The organism is Sulfitobacter sp. 1A15299, assembly GCF_043556915.1.
Taxonomy (GTDB): Bacteria; Pseudomonadota; Alphaproteobacteria; order Rhodobacterales; family Rhodobacteraceae; genus Sulfitobacter.
In genome coordinates this window covers 28,400-46,137 of record NZ_JBIFFJ010000018.1, presented here as the reverse complement: position 1 = coordinate 46,137, position 17,738 = coordinate 28,400, and the positions used below count along the sequence as shown (strand labels likewise).

Here is a 17,738-nt window from a genome sequence, read left to right as displayed (position 1 = left end):
CGCTGCATGACTGGGCCTTTGACGGCGGAAACATTAGCTGACAAGCCTACCGGTTATTTGTGTCGTTTGCTCGGACCTGATGTAATTTCCCTTTCCAGTGAGCAGGAGGCGATCTACCGCGAGCTGGATCGGCGCGGAACCCAATGCCTTCCGACACAGCGCGTGATTTTGGGATAGGTGGGCTGCTTCCAGGCAGGGAGCTCGGAGATTCGAAGAGCCTCTCACGGCGCGCTCCTAAGGAAGGTGTATGCTTTGACCTTCTTTCCTTGGAATGGCCCGAACGGAAGGACTTCGAAGTTCTAAGCTTGGCATCTGCGGTCCGTGAGGTATTAGATCACTCCTCAGTGCTTCTGAACCAGCGTCCTTCGATCGGATCATCGAATGTTTCTGGGATGCGATCTTTTATGTCCGCGAGGAGGATCTTCATGCTCTTCCAGGCCTCAGTCGCGAGCCTATTCGTCTCATTGATCTCGTCCTTATGTCGATCAGAAATGTTCCATCCATCGAACTGATTGGCTGGAATGATTGACTGCAAATACGATGCACCAAATCGTTCAGGGCTGGAATGCGTGCCTAAGTAATTTGAGAAGGTGTTCAGCTTAATGATGAAATCTGAAAAGTTCTTCTGAACTCGCTTGTCCTGAAAATGAGCAGTTCCCTGATCGAACTCGTAGATCAAAGCATCGGCTTCGCTCAGATAGCGCGGAGGGATTCCGCGTTGATAGTCGTGATCTTTCAATAGCTTTCGAAAAGTTGATGCCCCATAAGCAGTTATCTGAGCACCCAACCGGATGTCGTTGGGTGTCGATGCTCGATAGGTCACTTCCTCACTAAGCTTGAACTCGGTGAATATCCAGAAACCGAAAGCCACCAGAAATGCAGAAAGCGGCTCCGGACTGAACTCCCAAACCTCACCGAATGGCCAAAGAAACCAAGTCAGCGCACTCATAGCTGCCAGCGCTGAACCGATCCGAGAGAGAGTTTGATAGTATCTGTGCAACATTCCGGAGGAATGGCCTCAGTCACTTCTTGCCGTCAAGCATATGCTTCATTTCGGAAGTTACTTCTCCCAGATAGCGCCTGAAATGAAACAGATCCCGTTCATAAATGATGCCTTTCGCAAGCTTCAGGCGCATCGCCGGCGTTTGCGCCTCCTTTCACTTCCCGCGCGGCAGCACGTAGTTGCGGTAAAACCGCAGAATGTTCGCGACCCTTCGCCCTTCTTTCAGCGAAAAAATCTGCGAAACACGATTGCAATGAAACACCATACAGCCACCCCGAATAATGTAGTGGCGGCCAGTTTGTAAAAGGCGCCAGCTTTTTCCGGATTTTGCATAGCCGAGAAAGAGAAAGACAAACGTCATGATCCCAAACAGCCATCCCACTGCGTGCCACCAAGACGGATCATTCTCTTCTCCCTTCCACGACTTAATGAGATCGATCGCAGCCAAGGTTGCGGCCACCACCCCAGCAAGGAAGAAAATACCCATCGAGACCTTCAGGAATACACGTGGGTAAGCGTCAGCCATAGCGCTTGGGACCAGGCAGGCGAAGAGAAAAACGATCGCGATAATCGCTAAGGTGCGTGTGAAATGCCTCTCGAAATGGTCGAAGGTCCGGCCAGCAGAAATCGTAAATCCGATGAAGGCCGCCATGAACCCAAACTGAGATGTGGCGAGGCCGGCCAATGTGTAAAGGTGGTGAAAATTTTCCATTGCACGCCATATATTGGAGCAGGTTTAACAGCCAACTAAGGTAGCCTGCGAAAAATACCCAAGCTTTGGTCGCCTGATCCCAAAGCCTTGGGTAGAAAATGAAACATTGCCGATTGAGCTGTGGTCGGGCTTTATCTGACAGTTTGCGACTGGGAAGAAAAAAACAATACCCAACGAGGTAAGCGCTGAGATCAGAGCCTTAGGATGCGCTGAACCCGGTATTTTCTTAGGGTTTCCACTCACTCACTCACTCACCGGGTAGAAAATTCAGTTAAATAAGATGAAGGCGCTGCATAAATCCATGCGCGGCTCGGACCCGGACGCGGCGCTTTACTGGTTGGGGCGAATGCTGGAGGGCGGCGAAGACCCGCGCTACCTGATGCGGCGGATTACACGCATGGCGGTGGAGGATGTGGGCCTCGCCGATCCGCAGGCACAGGCCTTCTGCCTGCAGGCATGGGAGACTTATGAGCGCCTCGGCAGCCCGGAGGGGGAGTTGGCCATCGCGCAGGCGCTGACCTATATCTGCCTCGCCCCGAAATCCAACGCCGTCTACAAGGCCTACAAGGACGCGCGGCGCTTGGCGCGCAGCACCGGGTCGGAGCCGCCGCCGAAACATATCCTGAACGCGCCGACCAAGCTGATGAAGGAACAGGGCTACGGTTCGGGCTATGCCTATGACCATGACGCCGAGGACGGGTTCTCAGGCCAGAACTACTTTCCCGACGCGATGGCGCGGCCCAGCCTCTACGAGCCGGTCGAGCGCGGTTTCGAGCGGGAGTTGAAAAAGCGGCAGGATTACTTTGCCGGGCTGCGCGCCAAGCGGAAAACTTGACTCCGGGCCGCGCAGGCGCGATGGGGTGTCGATGATGAAAACACTGATCATGGTGGCGCTCGGCGGCGCTCTGGGCGCGTGTCTGCGCTACCTTGTCGGTCTGGCCGTCGGCTTTCCGCTGGGCACGCTCGCGGTCAATGTCGCAGGCTCGCTCGCCATCGGGCTGGTCTGGGTCACGTTCGCCGAAAAGGCGCTGCTGCTGCCCTTCCTGATGACCGGGCTTCTGGGCGGTTTCACGACCTTTTCGGCGTTTTCACTCGATACCCTGCGGTTGCTCGAAGAGGGCCGGTCAGGGATCGCACTTTCATATGTGGGGGCCTCGGTGATCTTGTCACTGGCCGCCTGTTTGCTGGGCCTCTGGTTGGCCCGAGAGGTATTGGCATGAGCCGCGTACAGACAGTGACCGTCGCCGAGGGCGATGGCGACCAGCGGCTCGACCGCTGGTTCAAGCGGATGTTTCCGCAGATCAATCAGGGCCTCATCGAGAAGATGTGCCGCAAGGGCGAAATCCGCGTCGATGGGGGGCGGGTGAAGGCGAACACCCGCCTCGAAGTCGGCCAGCAGGTGCGCGTGCCGCCGCTGCCCGACAGCGCCCCGCCGCCGCCGCCCAAGCGCACCCGCATCACCGAAGCGGATGCCAAGATGATCCGCAACTGCGTGATCTACCGCGACGATCATGTCATTGCGCTCAACAAGCCCGCCGGTCTGGCGGTGCAGGGCGGTTCGGGGCAGGCGGACCGCCATGTCGACGCGTTGTCCGAGGCGCTGACCTTCGACGCCGAGGAAAAGCCGCGCCTCGTGCACCGGCTTGACCGCGACACATCGGGCGTGCTGCTGCTGGCCCGGACCCGCGCGGCGGCCAAGGCGCTGACGGCGGCGATGCGACACCGCGAGACCCGCAAAATCTACTGGGCCATCGTCGCCGGCGTGCCGACGCCCTATCTGGGCGAGATCAAATACGGTCTGGTCAAGGCGGGCGGCCATGGCCGCAAGGGCGAGGGCGAGAAGATGATCGCCGTGCACCCGCGCGACATGGACGACACGCCGGGCGCAAAACGTGCGCATACGCTTTACGCTACGCTGTTCCGCGTCGGCTCACGTGCCTCCTGGGTGGCGATGGAGCCGGTCACCGGCCGCACTCACCAGCTGCGCGCCCATATGGCAGAGATCGGGCATCCTATTGTCGGCGACGGCAAATACGGCGGCTCGGGGCAGGAGAACCTCGGCGACGGCTGGGGCGCGCAACTGGGCGGGATCATCTCGAAGAAGCTCCACCTGCACGCGCGGATGATGCGTTTCGAACATCCGCATACGCGCAAGGTGGTGACGATCACCGCCGAACTGCCCGACCACATGGCCCATAGCTGGGACACCTTCGGCTGGACCGAGGATTTGGCCGACGAAGACCCCTTCGAGTCGCTGCAATGAGCAAACCGCTCCGTTTGGTGATCTTTGACGTCGACGGCACGCTGGTCGACAGCCAAGGCGATATCGTCGCGGCGATGACGGCGGCCTTTGCGGCTGTGGAGGCACCCGCGCCAACGCGGGCCGAGATCCTGTCGATCGTCGGCCTGTCGCTGGACGTGGCGATGACGGTACTGGCCCCCACGCGCCCGGCGGAGGATCACCTTGCGATGGTTGAAGCCTATAAGGCTGCCTATATGACCCTGCGGGCCGAGGCGGGGGTGGCGCAATCCTCGCCGCTTTACCCCGGCGCGTTGGAGACGTTGCGGCGTCTTCACGCAGAGCCGGAGGTGCTGTTGGGCGTCGCCACGGGCAAGTCGAAACGCGGGCTGGACAAGCTGATCGCCGGTCACGGGCTGGAGGGGCTTTTCATCACGCAGCAGGTGGCGGATTTTCATCCCTCCAAGCCGCATCCGTCGATGATCCATCAGGCGATGGCCGATGCCGGGGTGGGGCCTGAGGCGACGGTGATGATCGGCGATACCTCTTTCGACATGGACATGGCCGCCGCTGCCGGGGTGACCGGGATCGGCGTCAAATGGGGCTATCACGGCCCGGACCGGCTGGCTGCCGCCGCGCATCTGGTCGAGGATTTCGCGGCGCTGCCCGCCCTGCTGGAACAAATCTGGAGCATTCCCGCATGAGTGATTGGAAAGCCAAACGCTTTTGGAAAGACGCCGCCGTGGTCGCGGTCGAAGACGGTTTCACCGTCGAATTGGATGGCCGCCGGGTGAAAACCCCGGCCAAGCGCCCGCTGACCCTGCCCACCCGCACCATGGCCGAGGCCGTGGCCGCCGAATGGCAGGCGCAGGAAAAACAGATCGACCCACGCACCATGCCGGTGACCAAGACCGCCAACGCCGCGATCGACAAGGTGGCCGTGCAAAAGGCCGAGGTCGTCGGGATGCTCGCGGCCTATGGCGACAGCGATCTTCTGTGCTACCGCGCCGACAGCCCCGAAGGTTTGGTCGCCCGGCAAGCGGCTGAGTGGGATCCGATGCTGGACTGGGCCGCGCAAATCCTTGGCGCGCGGTTAGAGACGCGGGAGGGCATCATGCACGAGCCGCAAGCGCCCGAAGCCCTGGCCGAGTTGCACCGGCGGACGGCCACGCTGGATGCCTTTGAACTGGCGGCTTTTCATGACCTTGTGAGCCTCACCGGCTCGCTGATCCTTGGCTTTGCCGTGTTGGAACAGGCCTTTGACCCCGAGGAGATTTGGGCCCTGTCGCGGCTGGATGAGACATGGCAGGCCGAGCAATGGGGCCGCGATGACCTGGCCGAGCAAGAGGCCGAAATCAAGCGGCAGGCGTTTTTACATGCATGTGCAATAATTGTGCTTTGCAAAGCTGCTTAACTTGATAAAAGCTTTGCGCCGCGATGTGAAAACCCGCCCTGATTTTGCCCATCGTGCCCTTGACCTTCAAACCTGAATCCGCCCACACTGCTGTTCATTGAGCAGGGGGAACTCTGCACAAGATCGCTTTCGGCGTCATCTGGCGTCGGATTAACCGCCAGTGAACGTGGCGGACTATCAGGAAGAGGTAAAAATGAAAAAAACCGTAATTTTTGGCGCGCTGACCGTTGCTGGCCTTGCGGCCGGTGCTGCTGGTGCCGCCACGCTTGATGACGTCAAGGCGCGCGGCAAGCTGAACTGTGGCGTGACCACCGGCCTTGCTGGCTTTGCCGCGCCGAACGCCAACGGCGAATGGGAAGGTTTCGACGTGGCCGTGTGCCGTGCCGTTGCTGCCGCCGTTCTGGGCGACAAGAACGCCGTGGAATTCGTGCCGACAACCGGCAAGACCCGCTTCACCGCGCTGGCCTCGGGCGAGATCGACTTCCTCGCACGCAACACCACATGGACCTTCAGCCGCGACACCGACCTGAAGTTCGACTTCATCGGCGTGAACTACTACGACGGTCAGGGCTTCATGGTGCCGAAAGCGCTTGGCGTTTCCTCGGCCAAGGATCTGGACGGCGCGACCGTCTGCATCCAGACCGGCACCACGACCGAGCTGAACCTCGCGGACTTCTTCCGCAAGAACAACATCAGCTACGAGCCGGTGCCCGTTGAAACCAACGCCGAAGGCCAGCAGCAGTACCTTGCCGGTGCCTGCGACACCTACACCACCGACGCCTCCGGCCTTGCCGCGACACGCGCGACCTTCGAGAACCCCGATGAGCACGTACTGCTGCCCGAGATCATCTCGAAAGAGCCGCTGGGCCCGCTGGTCCGTCACGGCGACAACGACTGGGGCGACATCACCCGTTGGGTGCTGAACGCGCTGATCGCTGCCGAAGAACTGGGCATCACCTCGGCCAACATCGAAGAGATGACCGGCAACACCAACAACCCCGAAGTCGCCCGCCTCTTGGGCACCGAGGGCACATTGGGTGAGATGATCGGCCTCGACGCCGACTGGGCCAAGCGCGCCATCATGGCCGAAGGCAACTACGGTGAGATCTTTGCCAAGAACATCGGCGAAGAGACCCCGATCGGTCTGGCACGCGGGCTGAACGCCCAGTGGACAGACGGTGGCCTGCTCTACGCACCGCCCTTCCGCTAAATCGCGAAGCGAGGGGCGCGGGAATTCCCGCGCCCCTTGCGCCTCTGGCCGGTGGGGCTGCTTGCCTCTGGCCTACGAAAACTCCCGACTGAAAAGAAGAACGGTCCAAAACGACTGACGAAACCCCAACGAGACAATAAAAACCCACGATCGAGATAAATCGATCTACGACCAAAAATGATTCGGCCAAGGTGCGCCAAATGCACCAGAAAAAAAGAGCCGGAACACAGGGATACATACATGACGACATTCTCCGACCCTCCCAAGGCGTCGTTCCGGCCATCTATGCTGTTGAGCGACACCCGCTATCGGTCGATCACCTTTCAGGTGATTGCGCTGGCGCTGCTGGTCACGGCGATCTGGTATCTGGGATCGAACCTTGCCGCGAACCTGCGCGCTGCCGGGTTGAACATCTCTTTCCAGTTCCTCGGCAATCCGGCGGGCTATGACATCAACCAGACGCTGATCCCCTATACCAGCCGATCGTCGAACCTTCAGGCGGCTTGGGTCGGGATCATCAACACGCTGCTGGTGTCCTTCCTTGCCTGTGTCACCGCGACGATCTTTGGCGTCATCGCCGGGGTGCTGCGCCTGTCGAACAACTGGCTCGTGCGCAAGCTGATGGCGGGCTACGTCGAGATTTTCCGCAACATTCCGGTGCTGATCTGGATCCTGATCATCTACACCATCATGACCGCCGCGATGCCCGCGCCCTCGGCCTTCCGGGGCGATGATCCGGCCTCGACCATGATGCTGGGCTCTTTCGCCTTCACCAACCGGGGCGTCTATATTCCCGGGCCGGTCTGGGGGCCGGGGTCGATGATTGTGGTGGCGACTTTCGTGGCCTCGGTGATCGGCGTTTTCGCCTACCGCCGCTATGCGACGAAACTGCTCTATGACACAGGGCGCCTGCTGCCGATGCTTTGGCCTTCGGTCGCGATCCTTTTGCTGCCGACGATCATCATGTTCTTCATCATGGGCATGCCGATCGGGCTCGACTACCCCGCGCTCAAAGGCTTCAACTTCCGTGGCGGCATCCAAATCGGCGCGCCGCTGATCGCGCTGTGGTTCGCTCTGTCGATCTACACCGGTGCCTTCATCGCCGAGAACGTCCGCGCGGGCATTCAGGCGGTCAGCAAGGGCCAGTCCGAGGCCGCCGCTGCCTTGGGCCTGCGGTCGGGCCGGATCATGAACCTCGTGGTGCTGCCGCAGGCGCTGCGGGTGATCATCCCGCCGCTCATTTCGAACTACCTCAACATCACCAAGAACTCCTCGCTGGCGATCCTTGTGGGCTATGCCGACATCACCGCGACGCTGGGCGGGATCACCCTGAACCAGACCGGACGGGCGATCGAATGCGTCGTTCTTCTGATGCTCTTCTACCTCGTCATCTCGCTGGGCATCTCCATGGTGATGAACGTCTACAACAACGCAACGAAGCTGAAGGAGCGTTAAGCCATGTCAGACACACATGCTGAATCCATCGCTTTCGTGCGTGAAACCTCGCTGCCGCCGGCGGCCCCGCCGGATAAGGTCGGCGGCCCGCTGAAATGGGTGAAGGACAATCTTTTCCCGACATGGGCGAATGCGATCCTGACCATTGTGGCGCTCTATTTCCTCTATCTGCTGCTGTCCGGCTCTCTGCCGTGGCTGTTGAATGGCGTCTGGTCGGCAAGCAGCCTGTCGGAATGTCGCGAGATTTTGGATGGCACGACCGGGGCTTGCTTCTCGGTGCTGAGCGAGCGCTGGCATCAATTGCTCTTTGGCTTCAAATATCCCAGCGACCAATACTGGCGTCCCACCGTCGCGCTGGTGCTGCTGTTCTTGGCCGTCGCACCCGTGCTGTTCATCGACCTGCCGCGCAAGCTGCTGCTGTTCACCGGCGTCTACCCGTTCCTTGCCTTCTGGCTGATCTGGGGCGGGCCGATCTGGGGGCCGATCTTCGCACTTTTGGGCGTCGTGGCGGGCTATGTCGTCTATAGCCGTCTGGTGCAGAAAAGCTTCGCCATGGCGCTGGCCGGCGGCGTCGTCGCGGCGGTGATCGTCTGGTATGTCGGTGGCTTCATTGGGGAGGCGCTGCGCCCCGCATCGCCGCTGCTGCAAGCGATCCCCAGCCGTGACCTTGGTGGCTTCATGCTCAACATGATGCTGGGCATCACCTGCGTGTCGCTGTCGCTGCCCATCGGCATCGCGCTGGCGCTTGGGCGTCAGTCGCATCTGCCGATCGTCAAGGGCATCTGCGTGGTCTTCATCGAATTCGTCCGCGGCGTGCCGCTGATCACGCTGCTCTTCGTGGCGAACGTGATGCTGGCGTATTTCTTCCCGCCGGGTTCGGGCGTTGACCTCTTCATCCGCGTGGTGATCATGATCACCATGTTCTCCTCGGCCTATATCGCAGAGGTGATCCGGGGTGGCCTCGCCGCACTGCCCAAGGGCCAGTACGAGGCTGCAGACAGCCTTGGCCTCGACTATCCGCAGGCGATGCGGCTGATCATCCTGCCACAGGCGTTGAAGATCTCGATCCCGGGCATCGTCAACATCGCGGTGGGCCTGTTCAAGGACACCACGCTGGTCTCGGTGATCTCGCTGTTTGACATCATCGGCATGATCCGCGGCCCGATCCTCGCCTCGACCGACTGGAACGGCGTCTACTGGGAGCTTTTCCTCTTTGCTTCCGTGCTGTTCTTCATCGTCTGCTACGGCATTTCTCAATACTCGCAGTGGCTGGAACGCCGTCTTGCGACTGACCATCGTTAAGGGAGGGTTCTCGCATGGCTGAGACCGCACAAATGAAAGTATCCGACGAAGTCGCGATCCGCATCGAAAACATGAACAAGTGGTACGGGGCCTTCCACGTGCTGCGCGACATCGACCTGACCGTGCACCGGGGCGAGCGGATCGTGATCTGCGGGCCTTCGGGCTCGGGCAAGTCGACGCTGATCCGCTGTATCAACGCGCTCGAAGAGCATCAGAAGGGCACCATCGAGGTCGACGGCACGCTGCTCAGCTCGGACCTCAAGAACATCGACAAGATCCGCTCCGAGGTCGGCATGTGCTTCCAGCACTTCAACCTCTTCCCGCATCTGACGATCCTTGAGAACTGCACGCTGGCGCCGATCTGGGTGCGCAAGACGCCCAAGAAGGAAGCCGAGGAAACGGCGATGCATTTCCTTGAAAAGGTGAAGATCCCCGATCAGGCCAATAAGTATCCCGGCCAGCTTTCAGGCGGTCAGCAGCAGCGTGTGGCGATTGCCCGCTCGCTCTGCATGCGCCCGCGGGTCATGCTCTTCGATGAGCCGACATCGGCCCTCGACCCCGAGATGATCAAGGAGGTGCTCGACACGATGATCGAGCTTGCCGAAGAGGGCATGACCATGCTCTGCGTGACCCACGAGATGGGCTTTGCCCGTCAGGTGGCGAACCGCGTGATCTTCATGGATGAGGGCCAGATCGTCGAGCAGAACGAGCCTGAGGCCTTCTTCAACAACCCGCAAAGCCCGCGCACCCAGTTGTTCCTGAGCCAGATCCTCGGGCACTGAGCCGCGAAAAAACGGATCAAGCTAAAACAGACGCCCCGGCCATTCGGTCGGGGCGTTTGCGTTTCAAACCAGTTGCTTGGGGACGGTGAAGGCGTGCAGCAGGCCGCTGCCGGGGGCCACATCGGCCCAGCTTTCAACCGCGAAATTCATCACCGTCGTCGCGCCCGAAGGGTAGCGGTCAAAGGCTTCCTGTTCGGGTGGGTGCTGCAACAGCCCTGCGGCGGCTGCGGCGATGCCGGGGTTATGTGCCACCAGCAACAGGGTGTCGCCTGTGCCGCGCTGGCGCAGGGTGGTGATGATCTGATCAGGCTCGGCGAGGTAGAGTTCGCGCAGATGCTCAACCCGACAGCCCTCAGGCAGCGCCAAGCGGGCGCAGGTTTCACGGGTACGGGCCGCGGTCGAGCAGAGCGCCGCATCGGGCAGCAACGCCTCTGCGCGCAGCCAATTGCCAAGGGCTTGGGCCGCCCCACGCCCGCGGGCGTTGAGGGGGCGGTCGTGATCGCTGGTCCCATGGGACCAGTCCGATTTCGCGTGTCGCATCAGGATCAGGCGGCGCATGTCACTCCTCTCACGGCTTGGCCCATCATAGGCGCGAAGCAGGGGCAGGGGGCAAGCGCTTTGGACCTAGCCCTTGCGAATGATGCTGCCCGCGCCGTGTTCGGTGAAAAGCTCCAGCAGGCAGGCATTGGGTGCGCGCCCGTCGAGGATGACCGCCGCCCGCACACCGCCTTCGAGCGCATCGAGCGCGGTTTGCACCTTGGGAATCATCCCGCCCGCAATGGTGCCATCGGCGATCATCTCGTTGATCTGGCTCGCGGTCAGGTCGGTCACAACCTCCCCCTTGCCGTCCTTGACGCCCGCCACATCCGTCAGCAGCAGCAGGCGGTCGGCCTTCAGCGCGCCTGCGATGGCGCCAGCGGCGGTGTCGCCGTTGATGTTATAGGTCTCCCCCCCGCGGCCCATGCCGAGCGGCGCGATGACGGGAATGATGCCCTTGTCGGCAAAGTCCCGCAGGATGCGCGGGTTGACCTGTGTCGGGTTGCCCACGAGGCCCAGAACGGGGTCTTCGGGGTCGCAAACGATCAGGCCGCTGTCCTTGCCCGAGACACCGACCGCGCGGCCACCTTGCTCTGAGATGGCCTGCACGATCCGCGCGTTGACGAGACCTGAAAGCACCATCTCGACCACTTCCATGGTCGCGGCATCGGTCACCCGTTTGCCGTTCACGAATTCGGACTTGATGTTCAGCCGCGCCAGCATGTCGTTGATCATCGGCCCGCCGCCATGGACGATCACCGGGTTCACCCCCACCTGCCGCATCAGCGCGACATCGCGGGCGAATTCGTCCATCGCCTCGTCGCTGCCCATCGCATGGCCGCCTAGTTTGATGACCACGGTGGCATCGGCGTAGCGTTGCAAAAAGGGCAGAGCTTGGCTGAGGGTTTGGGCGGTGGCGATCCAGTCGCGGTTCATGTCTTGCGTTCTCATCTGTTGACCCATGGGAAGCCGATAGCGGCAGGAGGTGCTATACCAGCGTGGCGATGATGGCACGCAGAGTGGGGATGCCCCAGCCCTTTTCCGAAGATGTCACGACAATCTCCGGGTAGGCGGCGGGGTGTTTGCTTAGCGCGTCTTTCACCTGCGACAGAATCTTCGCGCGCTCGGCCTCTTTGACCTTATCGGCCTTGGTCAGCACGACCTGAAAGGTGACGGCGGAACTGTCGAGCAGGGACATGATCTCATCATCGACCTTCTTCACCCCATGGCGCGCGTCGATCAGCACGAAGGCGCGGCGCAGGGTCTGGCGGCCCGAAAGGTATTGTTTCAGCAGGCGCTGCCATTTCTCGACCACCGGCAGCGGCGCATTAGCATAGCCATAGCCCGGCAGGTCGACGAGGTAATGCTCTTCCCCGGCGGTGAAAAAGTTGATCTCTTGGGTGCGGCCCGGCGTGTTCGACGCCCGCGCCAGCGCCTTCATCCCGGTCAGCGCGTTGATCAACGTCGATTTGCCGACGTTGGAGCGCCCGGCAAAGCAGACCTCCATCCGGTCGGGGGGCGGCAGCCCATCCATCGCCACCACGCCTTTGACGAATGTCGTCTCACCGGCGAAAAGCATCCGGCCTTTCTCGGCGCTCGGCGCGTCGGGCTCTTCGGCGATGGTGTAGTTCACTTGCATCAGATCAGCTCCAGTTCGTCGCCCACGGCGATTTCTCCGCCGGTGGTGACGGTCAGGGTAACACCGAAATCCCGGTGACCCAATTGGTCGAGCGCGGCAAGCGTGTCGACGTCGCGCGCGCCGGTATCGGTGTTTACGGTGGTGGCCAGGCAACGGGTGATGCGTTTGGACACATGCAGCCGTGCTTGACCAATTTTCAAATCGCCCCCGAGCCAGTCGAACTCGGCCCAAGGGGCGGCGCCGCCAAACCAGATATTGCCGCGCCAGCGGGCGGTTTGCAGCGGCGCAGCTGCCAATTCCTCGACCGCGCGATGGGAGGTGAGGCTGTTGAGCGACAGCGTCGGTTCCGCGCTGTCGGTATAGCCACGGCCATCGAGACGCAGGATATCCACCGGAGCGGCGCGGCCTTCGGTCACGAGCGGGCGCACCCAGTCGAGGAAAGCCGCCTGTTCGCGGTCCGGGTGAAAGGTGATTTCCCCGCGCGTCGGGTGGCGCAGGCTGAGCATCTCGGTCGTCTCATCCAGCTTGGCTGTGATCGCCTGCAACTGCGGCGAAGACGCCCCCCGGGTGAAATTCAGACACCGCGCCCAGTCTCCGGGCGCGGCTTTGGAGGCGTCATGGGCCACGGCCCAGAGCCGGTCATAGGGCATGGATTGCCCGGCGCGCAGGGTCACACGCTCAACCGTCTCGCGGCCATGGGCCTTGAGCGGATGCCGGTTGAGCGCGGTGACCTGCATCACTTTTTCGACTTGCCCGATTTGGGCTTGGCATCCGCATTGGCGGCAGCGCTCTTGGGCGTGCGTTTGAAGCCGCCTTTGATATTGCCCCAAAGGTCAGGTTTGTACCCTTGGCTGCGCATGATCAGATATTGCTGGGTGAAGGTGATCGTGTTGTTGGCGATCCAGTACACCACCAAGCCGCTCGCGAAACCGCCCAGCATGAACATGAAGACCCAAGGCATCCATGCAAAGATCATTTGCTGTGTCGGGTCGGTGGGCGCCGGGTTCAGCTTTTGCTGCAGGAACATGGAGATACCCAAGAGCAGCGGCAGGATGCCGATGAAGATCAGCGCCAGCATCGAACCCGGCTCGGGCGCGGCATAGGGCAAGAGGCCCCAGAGGTTCATGATCGAGGTCGGATCGGGCGCGCTGAGGTCTTGGAACGGGCCAAAGAAGGGCGCGTGGCGCAGCTCGATCGTGACGAAAATCACCTTGTAGAGCGAGAAGAAGATCGGGATTTGCAGCAGGATCGGCAGGCAGCCCGCCGCAGGGTTCACCTTGTTCTTCTTATAGAGCTCCATCATGCCCTGCTGCATCTTCTGCCGGTCGTCGCCCGCTTCTTTCTTCAGCTTTTCCATCTCGGGCTGAAGCTCTTTCATCCGCGCCATGGAGACGTAGGATTTATAGGCCAGCGGGAAGAGGACAGCCTTGATCAGCAGCGTCAGGCCGATGATCGCGATACCCATGTTGCCGATAAGCTTGTTCAGCTCGTGCAGCAGCCAGAAAATCGGTTTGGTCAGGAAGAAGAACCAGCCCCAGTCGATGCTGTCGATGAATTTGGCAACACCGGAGGACTGGTAATCCTGAAGGGTTTCCCATTCCTTTGCCCCGGCGAAAAACTTACTGGAGGTGCTCACGCTTTCGCCTGCCGCGACCGAGCGGGTCGGCTGGCGGGTAAAGGCGCGGTAGGTGTCCGCGCGCGGGTCATAGGTGAGCGCCTGTTCAAAGGTTTCGCCCGCGTCGGGGATCAGCACCGCCTGCCAATAGTGATCGGTAAAGCCGACCCAGCCCTCGGTGACGCCTTCCGTGACCACGGCGGGGCGGCCCCAGGTGCTGTTCACATCGGCTTCGGCGATATCGTCCCAATCGACTTCGGCAAGTTCACCATTGGCCATGGCCACGGCGCCCTCATGCAGGATGAAGAAGCTTTTCAGGTCTTCGGGCAGCCCGTGCTGCGCGATCATGCCGAAGGGGGCCACGTTCACCGCGCCTTCGCCGTTGTTGGTCACGCTCTGGGTGATGTCGAACATATATTGGTCATCGACCGAAATGGTGCGGGTAAAGACCTGCCCGGCGCCATTGTCCCAAGTAAGGGTCACGGGGCTGTCGACGCCCAGTGTTTCGCCCTCGCTCAGGGTCCAAAGCGTATCGACACCCGGCACGGCATCGGGGGCGAGGCCCGAACCTGCGGCCCAACCGTGCAGCGCGTAATAGGCATCGCTCGACCCTTCGGGGGAGAGCAGGGTCACGATTTCGGCATCCGCGTCGAGCGTGGTTTGGTAATCGTTGAGTTTCAGATCGTCGATCCGCCCGCCCATGAGCGAGATGGAGCCGCTGACCTTGTCGGTCGCGATTGCCACGCGGGGCGCTGCCGCCAGCGCCGCGCGGCGGCCTTCGGGGGCGGCGCCTTCGCCCTCTTCCGTGCCGGGGGCGGCAGCGGTATCGGCGGTGGAGGCGGGGACGGAGGTGCCCTCGACGGTTTGGCTTACCTCGCTGCCGGGTTCCAGTGCAGGGTCGGCTTCAGGGGGCGGGAACAGAAGGAACCACACGAGGATGACGGCAAAGCTGAGCGCCGTGGCAAGGATGAGATTCTTGTTCTGTTCGTCCATGGGGACCGCCACCTGATGTCTTTGAATATCACGGGGGTTCAACAGAGTGCGGGGCCAAAGGTCAAGTGGAATCGGGCGAGACCAAGGGGGATGCAGGGTGGTTTTGGTCCATCTGGCATGGGTTTTGCGGAGTTTCGCCGGGGGCGGTTGCGGGGGAGCGGTGGCCCCAGCTTTGAGCGGGGCGGGGGGCCGAGAGTTTTGCGGCGCTTCGCGATGCGGTGTTCTTGTTTGCTCTGGGCGCGACGGGCAGCTGCCACTTCTGCAGCTTACTGCCCCGGCCCGTGCTAAGCGCACGCCGCCTAGGTGGCACGCCCGTTCATGATGCGCGGCACGTCTTGCAGTTTCGCGTTGTGGCGGGCGATCCAATCGAGTGTTTGCTCAAAGGGCATGGGGCGGGCGATGCCGAATCCCTGCACATGGTCACAGCCGAGTTGGGCGAGCAAGACATGCTCCCCCACTGTTTCCACCCCTTCGGCAAGGGTCTCAACGCCCAGTCGCTCGGCCATGGTGAGAATGGCGCTGATCATGCGCTGCTGGTCGGGGTCGCGATCTGCCCTCATGACGAAAGAACGGTCGATCTTGATCCGGTTGACGGAAAAGCGGCGAATGGACGCGATGGAGGCATGGCCTGTGCCGAAATCGTCAAGATCGATACGGCACCCGAGCTTGCGTAGGGCGGTGATATTGCGGGTGATCACATCGCCGGCGGTTGAGGCGACGACGGTTTCCAGCACTTCGATCGCGAGCCGGTCGGGGGACAGGTCGAACCGGTCCAGTTCCCATGTGATTTTGTCGATGAGCCGGGGGTTGGCAAGCTCGCCCCCGGCGAAATTCACCCCGATCTGGGGCACCACAGTGCCGGACCCATCCCAGGCTTTGAGGGCGGCAAAGGCGTGGTACATCATGACTTCGGCCAAACGCTCCAGCAGACCGGCCTCTTCGACGGCGGGCAGGAAATCCGAAGGGGGGATCATGCCCTGTACCGGATGGTTCCAGCGCGCCAAGGCTTCAAAGCCGGTGATCTGGCCCGTGTCGGTTGAGATTTGCGGCTGAAACCAGGGTTGTATTTGGCCGCTGTCCAATGCCTGCGCGACCTCTTCGCGCAGTTCGGCGCGGGTTTCTGTTTCGCGGCGCATCTGGTCGGAAAAGGCGCGAATGGAGGAGGGGCCGCGCCGCTGCGCGCTGCGCAGGGCGGTGGCGGCGGCGGCAAGCCATGCGGCGGCATCCCCCTTTGGGGCGCGGGTATTAAGGCAAAAGCCGACGGAGGCCGAGAGATAGATCGTAACCCCATCCACCGAAAACGGCTCTTCCAAGGCCGCTTGCAAGCGCCCGGCCAGTTGAATGCAAAGCTCAAGATCAAGCTGACGCACCGGGGCCGTGCAGATGGCGAACCGCGCCTCTCCCACCTTGCCGATGAGATCATCATCGCGCAGGGCGCCCTGCAATCGTTCGCCGCTTTGCCTTATGACCCTATCGGCAGCGGTCTGGCCGAGGCGTTCGACGATTTGGTCAAGCCCTTCGAGCGCAATGAAACATGTGGCCGACAAGCGCCCCCGCGATTGGGCGGTTTGAAAAACCTGTTCTGCCAGCTCCTCAAAAGCGCTGCGCTGTAGGATGCCGCCGCGCGCATCTTGGAGGGGCTGAGAATCTCCGCCAAAGCGCTGCCCGGCAAGAAAAAGAAGCGGCAGCGCGGCGGAGGCGGCGATCAGAGCCATTTCGCCGCCGATCCAAAAGGCCAGCAGCATCAGCGCGGGGAGAAAGGCCAAAGCGGCCTGCCCGCTGAGCACCGCGGCGAGTGACTGGCGCAGATGCGTGAGCCCGGAAAGCCGGTGAAATGCCATCGCGATATCCCTTCCCAATGCGCGCAATGCCTGCGCTGACGGGGGAGGGATATCGCCTTTAGGGTGTGCTGTGGGTTAACAGAACCCGCTTTTTTGCGGATTATTATCTAAAATTGTTCTTGCTCTGTACTCTCAACGTTCCGCATGAGCCCGGCGAAATCGAAAAGCTTGGGATCCAGCAGATGCGAGGGGCGGGCGTTCATCAGCGCGCGGAACATGACCTGCCGACGACCGGGGCTGTTGGCCTCCCAACCGTCGAGAATCGCTTTCACTTGCTGGCGTTGAAGCCCGTCCTGCGAGCCGCAAAGGTCGCAGGGAATGATCGGGTAGTTCATGGCTGTGGCAAAACGCTCGCAATCGCTTTCCGCAACATGGGCAAGGGGGCGGTAGACGAAAAGATCCCCCTCTTCGTTAACCAACTTGGGCGGCATGGTCGCCAGTCGTCCGCCGTGAAAAAGGTTCATGAAGAAGGTTTCGAGGATGTCATCCCGGTGATGCCCCAGCACCACGGCAGAGCAGCCTTCCTCCCGCGCGATCCGATAGAGATTGCCCCGGCGCAGGCGGGAGCAAAGCGCGCAGAAGGTGCGCCCGGCGGGGATCTTGTCCATCACGATCGAATAGGTGTCTTGATATTCGATGCGATGCGGCACGCCCATCTTTTCAAGGAATTCCGGCAGCACGGTCGCCGGGAAATTCGGCTGGCCTTGGTCGAGGTTGCAGGCCAAAAGCTTGACCGGCAGCAGGCCGCGCCATTGCAGTTCATGCAGAACCGCCAGCAGGGTATAGCTGTCCTTGCCGCCCGACAGGCAGACCAGCCATTTGGGCTTGGGCGCGTCTTGGGCCGTCGGCTCGACCATGCCGTATTGATCGATCGCCTCGCGGGTCATGCGGACGATGCGTTTGCGCAGTTTCTTGAACTCGGTACTTTGTGGTGCACCGGCAAAGAGGGGGTGAATCTCGTCGGTTTCGTCCAGCATCGTCGGTCTCTCACTATCA

Annotated in this window: 17 protein-coding genes and 1 pseudogene; 9 read left to right on the top strand and 9 right to left on the bottom strand. The window is 61.4% G+C overall.

The features are described from left to right. Positions 1 to 334: 334 nt before the first annotated feature. Both ACGYK7_RS14650 and ACGYK7_RS14645 read right to left on the bottom strand, forming a co-directional pair. Positions 335 to 1,003 carry a hypothetical protein gene (locus tag ACGYK7_RS14650; protein WP_394403235.1) on the bottom strand — a complete coding sequence of 223 codons (669 nt, stop codon included), beginning with the start codon at positions 1,001 to 1,003 and terminating at the stop codon, positions 335 to 337. Between the two features lie 154 nt (positions 1,004 to 1,157). After that, positions 1,158 to 1,655: a hypothetical protein gene (locus ACGYK7_RS14645; protein WP_394403234.1), complete on the bottom strand. Its 498-nt coding sequence runs from the start codon at positions 1,653 to 1,655 to the stop codon at positions 1,158 to 1,160. 334 nt (positions 1,656 to 1,989) lie between these two features. Between ACGYK7_RS14645 and ACGYK7_RS14640 the strand changes: the two are divergent. The 9 genes and pseudogenes from ACGYK7_RS14640 to ACGYK7_RS14600 form a co-directional block, all read left to right on the top strand. Beyond that, a pseudogene (locus ACGYK7_RS14640) lies at positions 1,990 to 2,550 on the top strand (replication-associated recombination protein A); the annotation flags it as partial. Positions 2,551 to 2,581: 31 nt separating this feature from the next. Continuing rightward, a complete protein-coding gene (gene crcB, locus ACGYK7_RS14635) occupies positions 2,582 to 2,935 on the top strand; it encodes a fluoride efflux transporter CrcB (RefSeq protein WP_394403233.1) in 354 nt (117 codons plus the stop codon). Beyond that, on the top strand, positions 2,932 to 3,978 hold the full coding sequence (locus ACGYK7_RS14630) for an RluA family pseudouridine synthase (protein WP_394403232.1): 1,047 nt from the start codon (positions 2,932 to 2,934) through the stop codon (positions 3,976 to 3,978). Before crcB ends, ACGYK7_RS14630 begins: the two co-directional genes overlap by 4 nt. Further along, a complete protein-coding gene (locus tag ACGYK7_RS14625; protein WP_394403231.1) occupies positions 3,975 to 4,658 on the top strand; it encodes an HAD-IA family hydrolase in 684 nt (227 codons plus the stop codon). The genes ACGYK7_RS14630 and ACGYK7_RS14625 overlap by 4 nt, the downstream gene beginning before the upstream one ends. After that, complete coding sequence (locus ACGYK7_RS14620) at positions 4,655 to 5,368, top strand: ATP12 family chaperone protein (RefSeq protein ID WP_394403229.1); 714 nt, start codon at positions 4,655 to 4,657, stop codon at positions 5,366 to 5,368. The genes ACGYK7_RS14625 and ACGYK7_RS14620 overlap by 4 nt, the downstream gene beginning before the upstream one ends. 193 nt (positions 5,369 to 5,561) lie before the next feature. Further along, positions 5,562 to 6,578, top strand: a complete 1,017-nt coding sequence (locus tag ACGYK7_RS14615; RefSeq protein WP_209218372.1) for an amino acid ABC transporter substrate-binding protein — start codon at positions 5,562 to 5,564, stop codon at positions 6,576 to 6,578. Positions 6,579 to 6,818: 240 nt separating this feature from the next. Continuing rightward, positions 6,819 to 8,033, top strand: a complete 1,215-nt coding sequence (locus ACGYK7_RS14610; RefSeq protein WP_394403227.1) for an amino acid ABC transporter permease — start codon at positions 6,819 to 6,821, stop codon at positions 8,031 to 8,033. Positions 8,034 to 8,036: 3 nt separating this feature from the next. Then, a complete protein-coding gene (locus ACGYK7_RS14605; protein ID WP_394403226.1) occupies positions 8,037 to 9,335 on the top strand; it encodes an amino acid ABC transporter permease in 1,299 nt (432 codons plus the stop codon). A 14-nt stretch (positions 9,336 to 9,349) separates the two neighbouring features. Then, entirely contained in the window at positions 9,350 to 10,117 is a 768-nt protein-coding gene (locus tag ACGYK7_RS14600; RefSeq protein WP_394403224.1) for an amino acid ABC transporter ATP-binding protein, read from the top strand. Between the two features lie 63 nt (positions 10,118 to 10,180). Here the strand turns inward: ACGYK7_RS14600 and ACGYK7_RS14595 are convergent, their stop codons facing one another. From ACGYK7_RS14595 to ttcA, 7 genes are all read right to left on the bottom strand, one after another. Beyond that, complete coding sequence (locus ACGYK7_RS14595; protein WP_394403222.1) at positions 10,181 to 10,675, bottom strand: SixA phosphatase family protein; 495 nt, start codon at positions 10,673 to 10,675, stop codon at positions 10,181 to 10,183. A gap of 66 nt (positions 10,676 to 10,741) precedes the next feature. Continuing rightward, positions 10,742 to 11,605, bottom strand: coding sequence for an acetylglutamate kinase (gene argB, locus ACGYK7_RS14590; RefSeq protein WP_394403220.1), 864 nt, complete (start codon positions 11,603 to 11,605; stop codon positions 10,742 to 10,744). A gap of 37 nt (positions 11,606 to 11,642) precedes the next feature. After that, the gene (gene yihA, locus ACGYK7_RS14585) at positions 11,643 to 12,293 is read right to left on the bottom strand and encodes a ribosome biogenesis GTP-binding protein YihA/YsxC (RefSeq protein WP_067263087.1); all 651 of its coding nucleotides are present in this window, start codon (positions 12,291 to 12,293) and stop codon (positions 11,643 to 11,645) included. After that, positions 12,293 to 13,030 (bottom strand): MOSC domain-containing protein, encoded by a 738-nt coding sequence (locus ACGYK7_RS14580; protein ID WP_394403218.1) that lies wholly within the window; start codon positions 13,028 to 13,030, stop codon positions 12,293 to 12,295. The genes yihA and ACGYK7_RS14580 overlap by 1 nt, the downstream gene beginning before the upstream one ends. Beyond that, positions 13,030 to 14,901, bottom strand: coding sequence for a membrane protein insertase YidC (gene yidC, locus ACGYK7_RS14575; protein ID WP_394403217.1), 1,872 nt, complete (start codon positions 14,899 to 14,901; stop codon positions 13,030 to 13,032). The genes ACGYK7_RS14580 and yidC overlap by 1 nt, the downstream gene beginning before the upstream one ends. Before the next feature lie 299 nt (positions 14,902 to 15,200). Further along, positions 15,201 to 16,742, bottom strand: a complete 1,542-nt coding sequence (locus ACGYK7_RS14570) for a putative bifunctional diguanylate cyclase/phosphodiesterase (RefSeq protein WP_394403215.1) — start codon at positions 16,740 to 16,742, stop codon at positions 15,201 to 15,203. A gap of 107 nt (positions 16,743 to 16,849) precedes the next feature. Beyond that, positions 16,850 to 17,719 carry a tRNA 2-thiocytidine(32) synthetase TtcA gene (gene ttcA / locus ACGYK7_RS14565; protein ID WP_394403214.1) on the bottom strand — a complete coding sequence of 290 codons (870 nt, stop codon included), beginning with the start codon at positions 17,717 to 17,719 and terminating at the stop codon, positions 16,850 to 16,852. Positions 17,720 to 17,738: the final 19 nt, after the last annotated feature.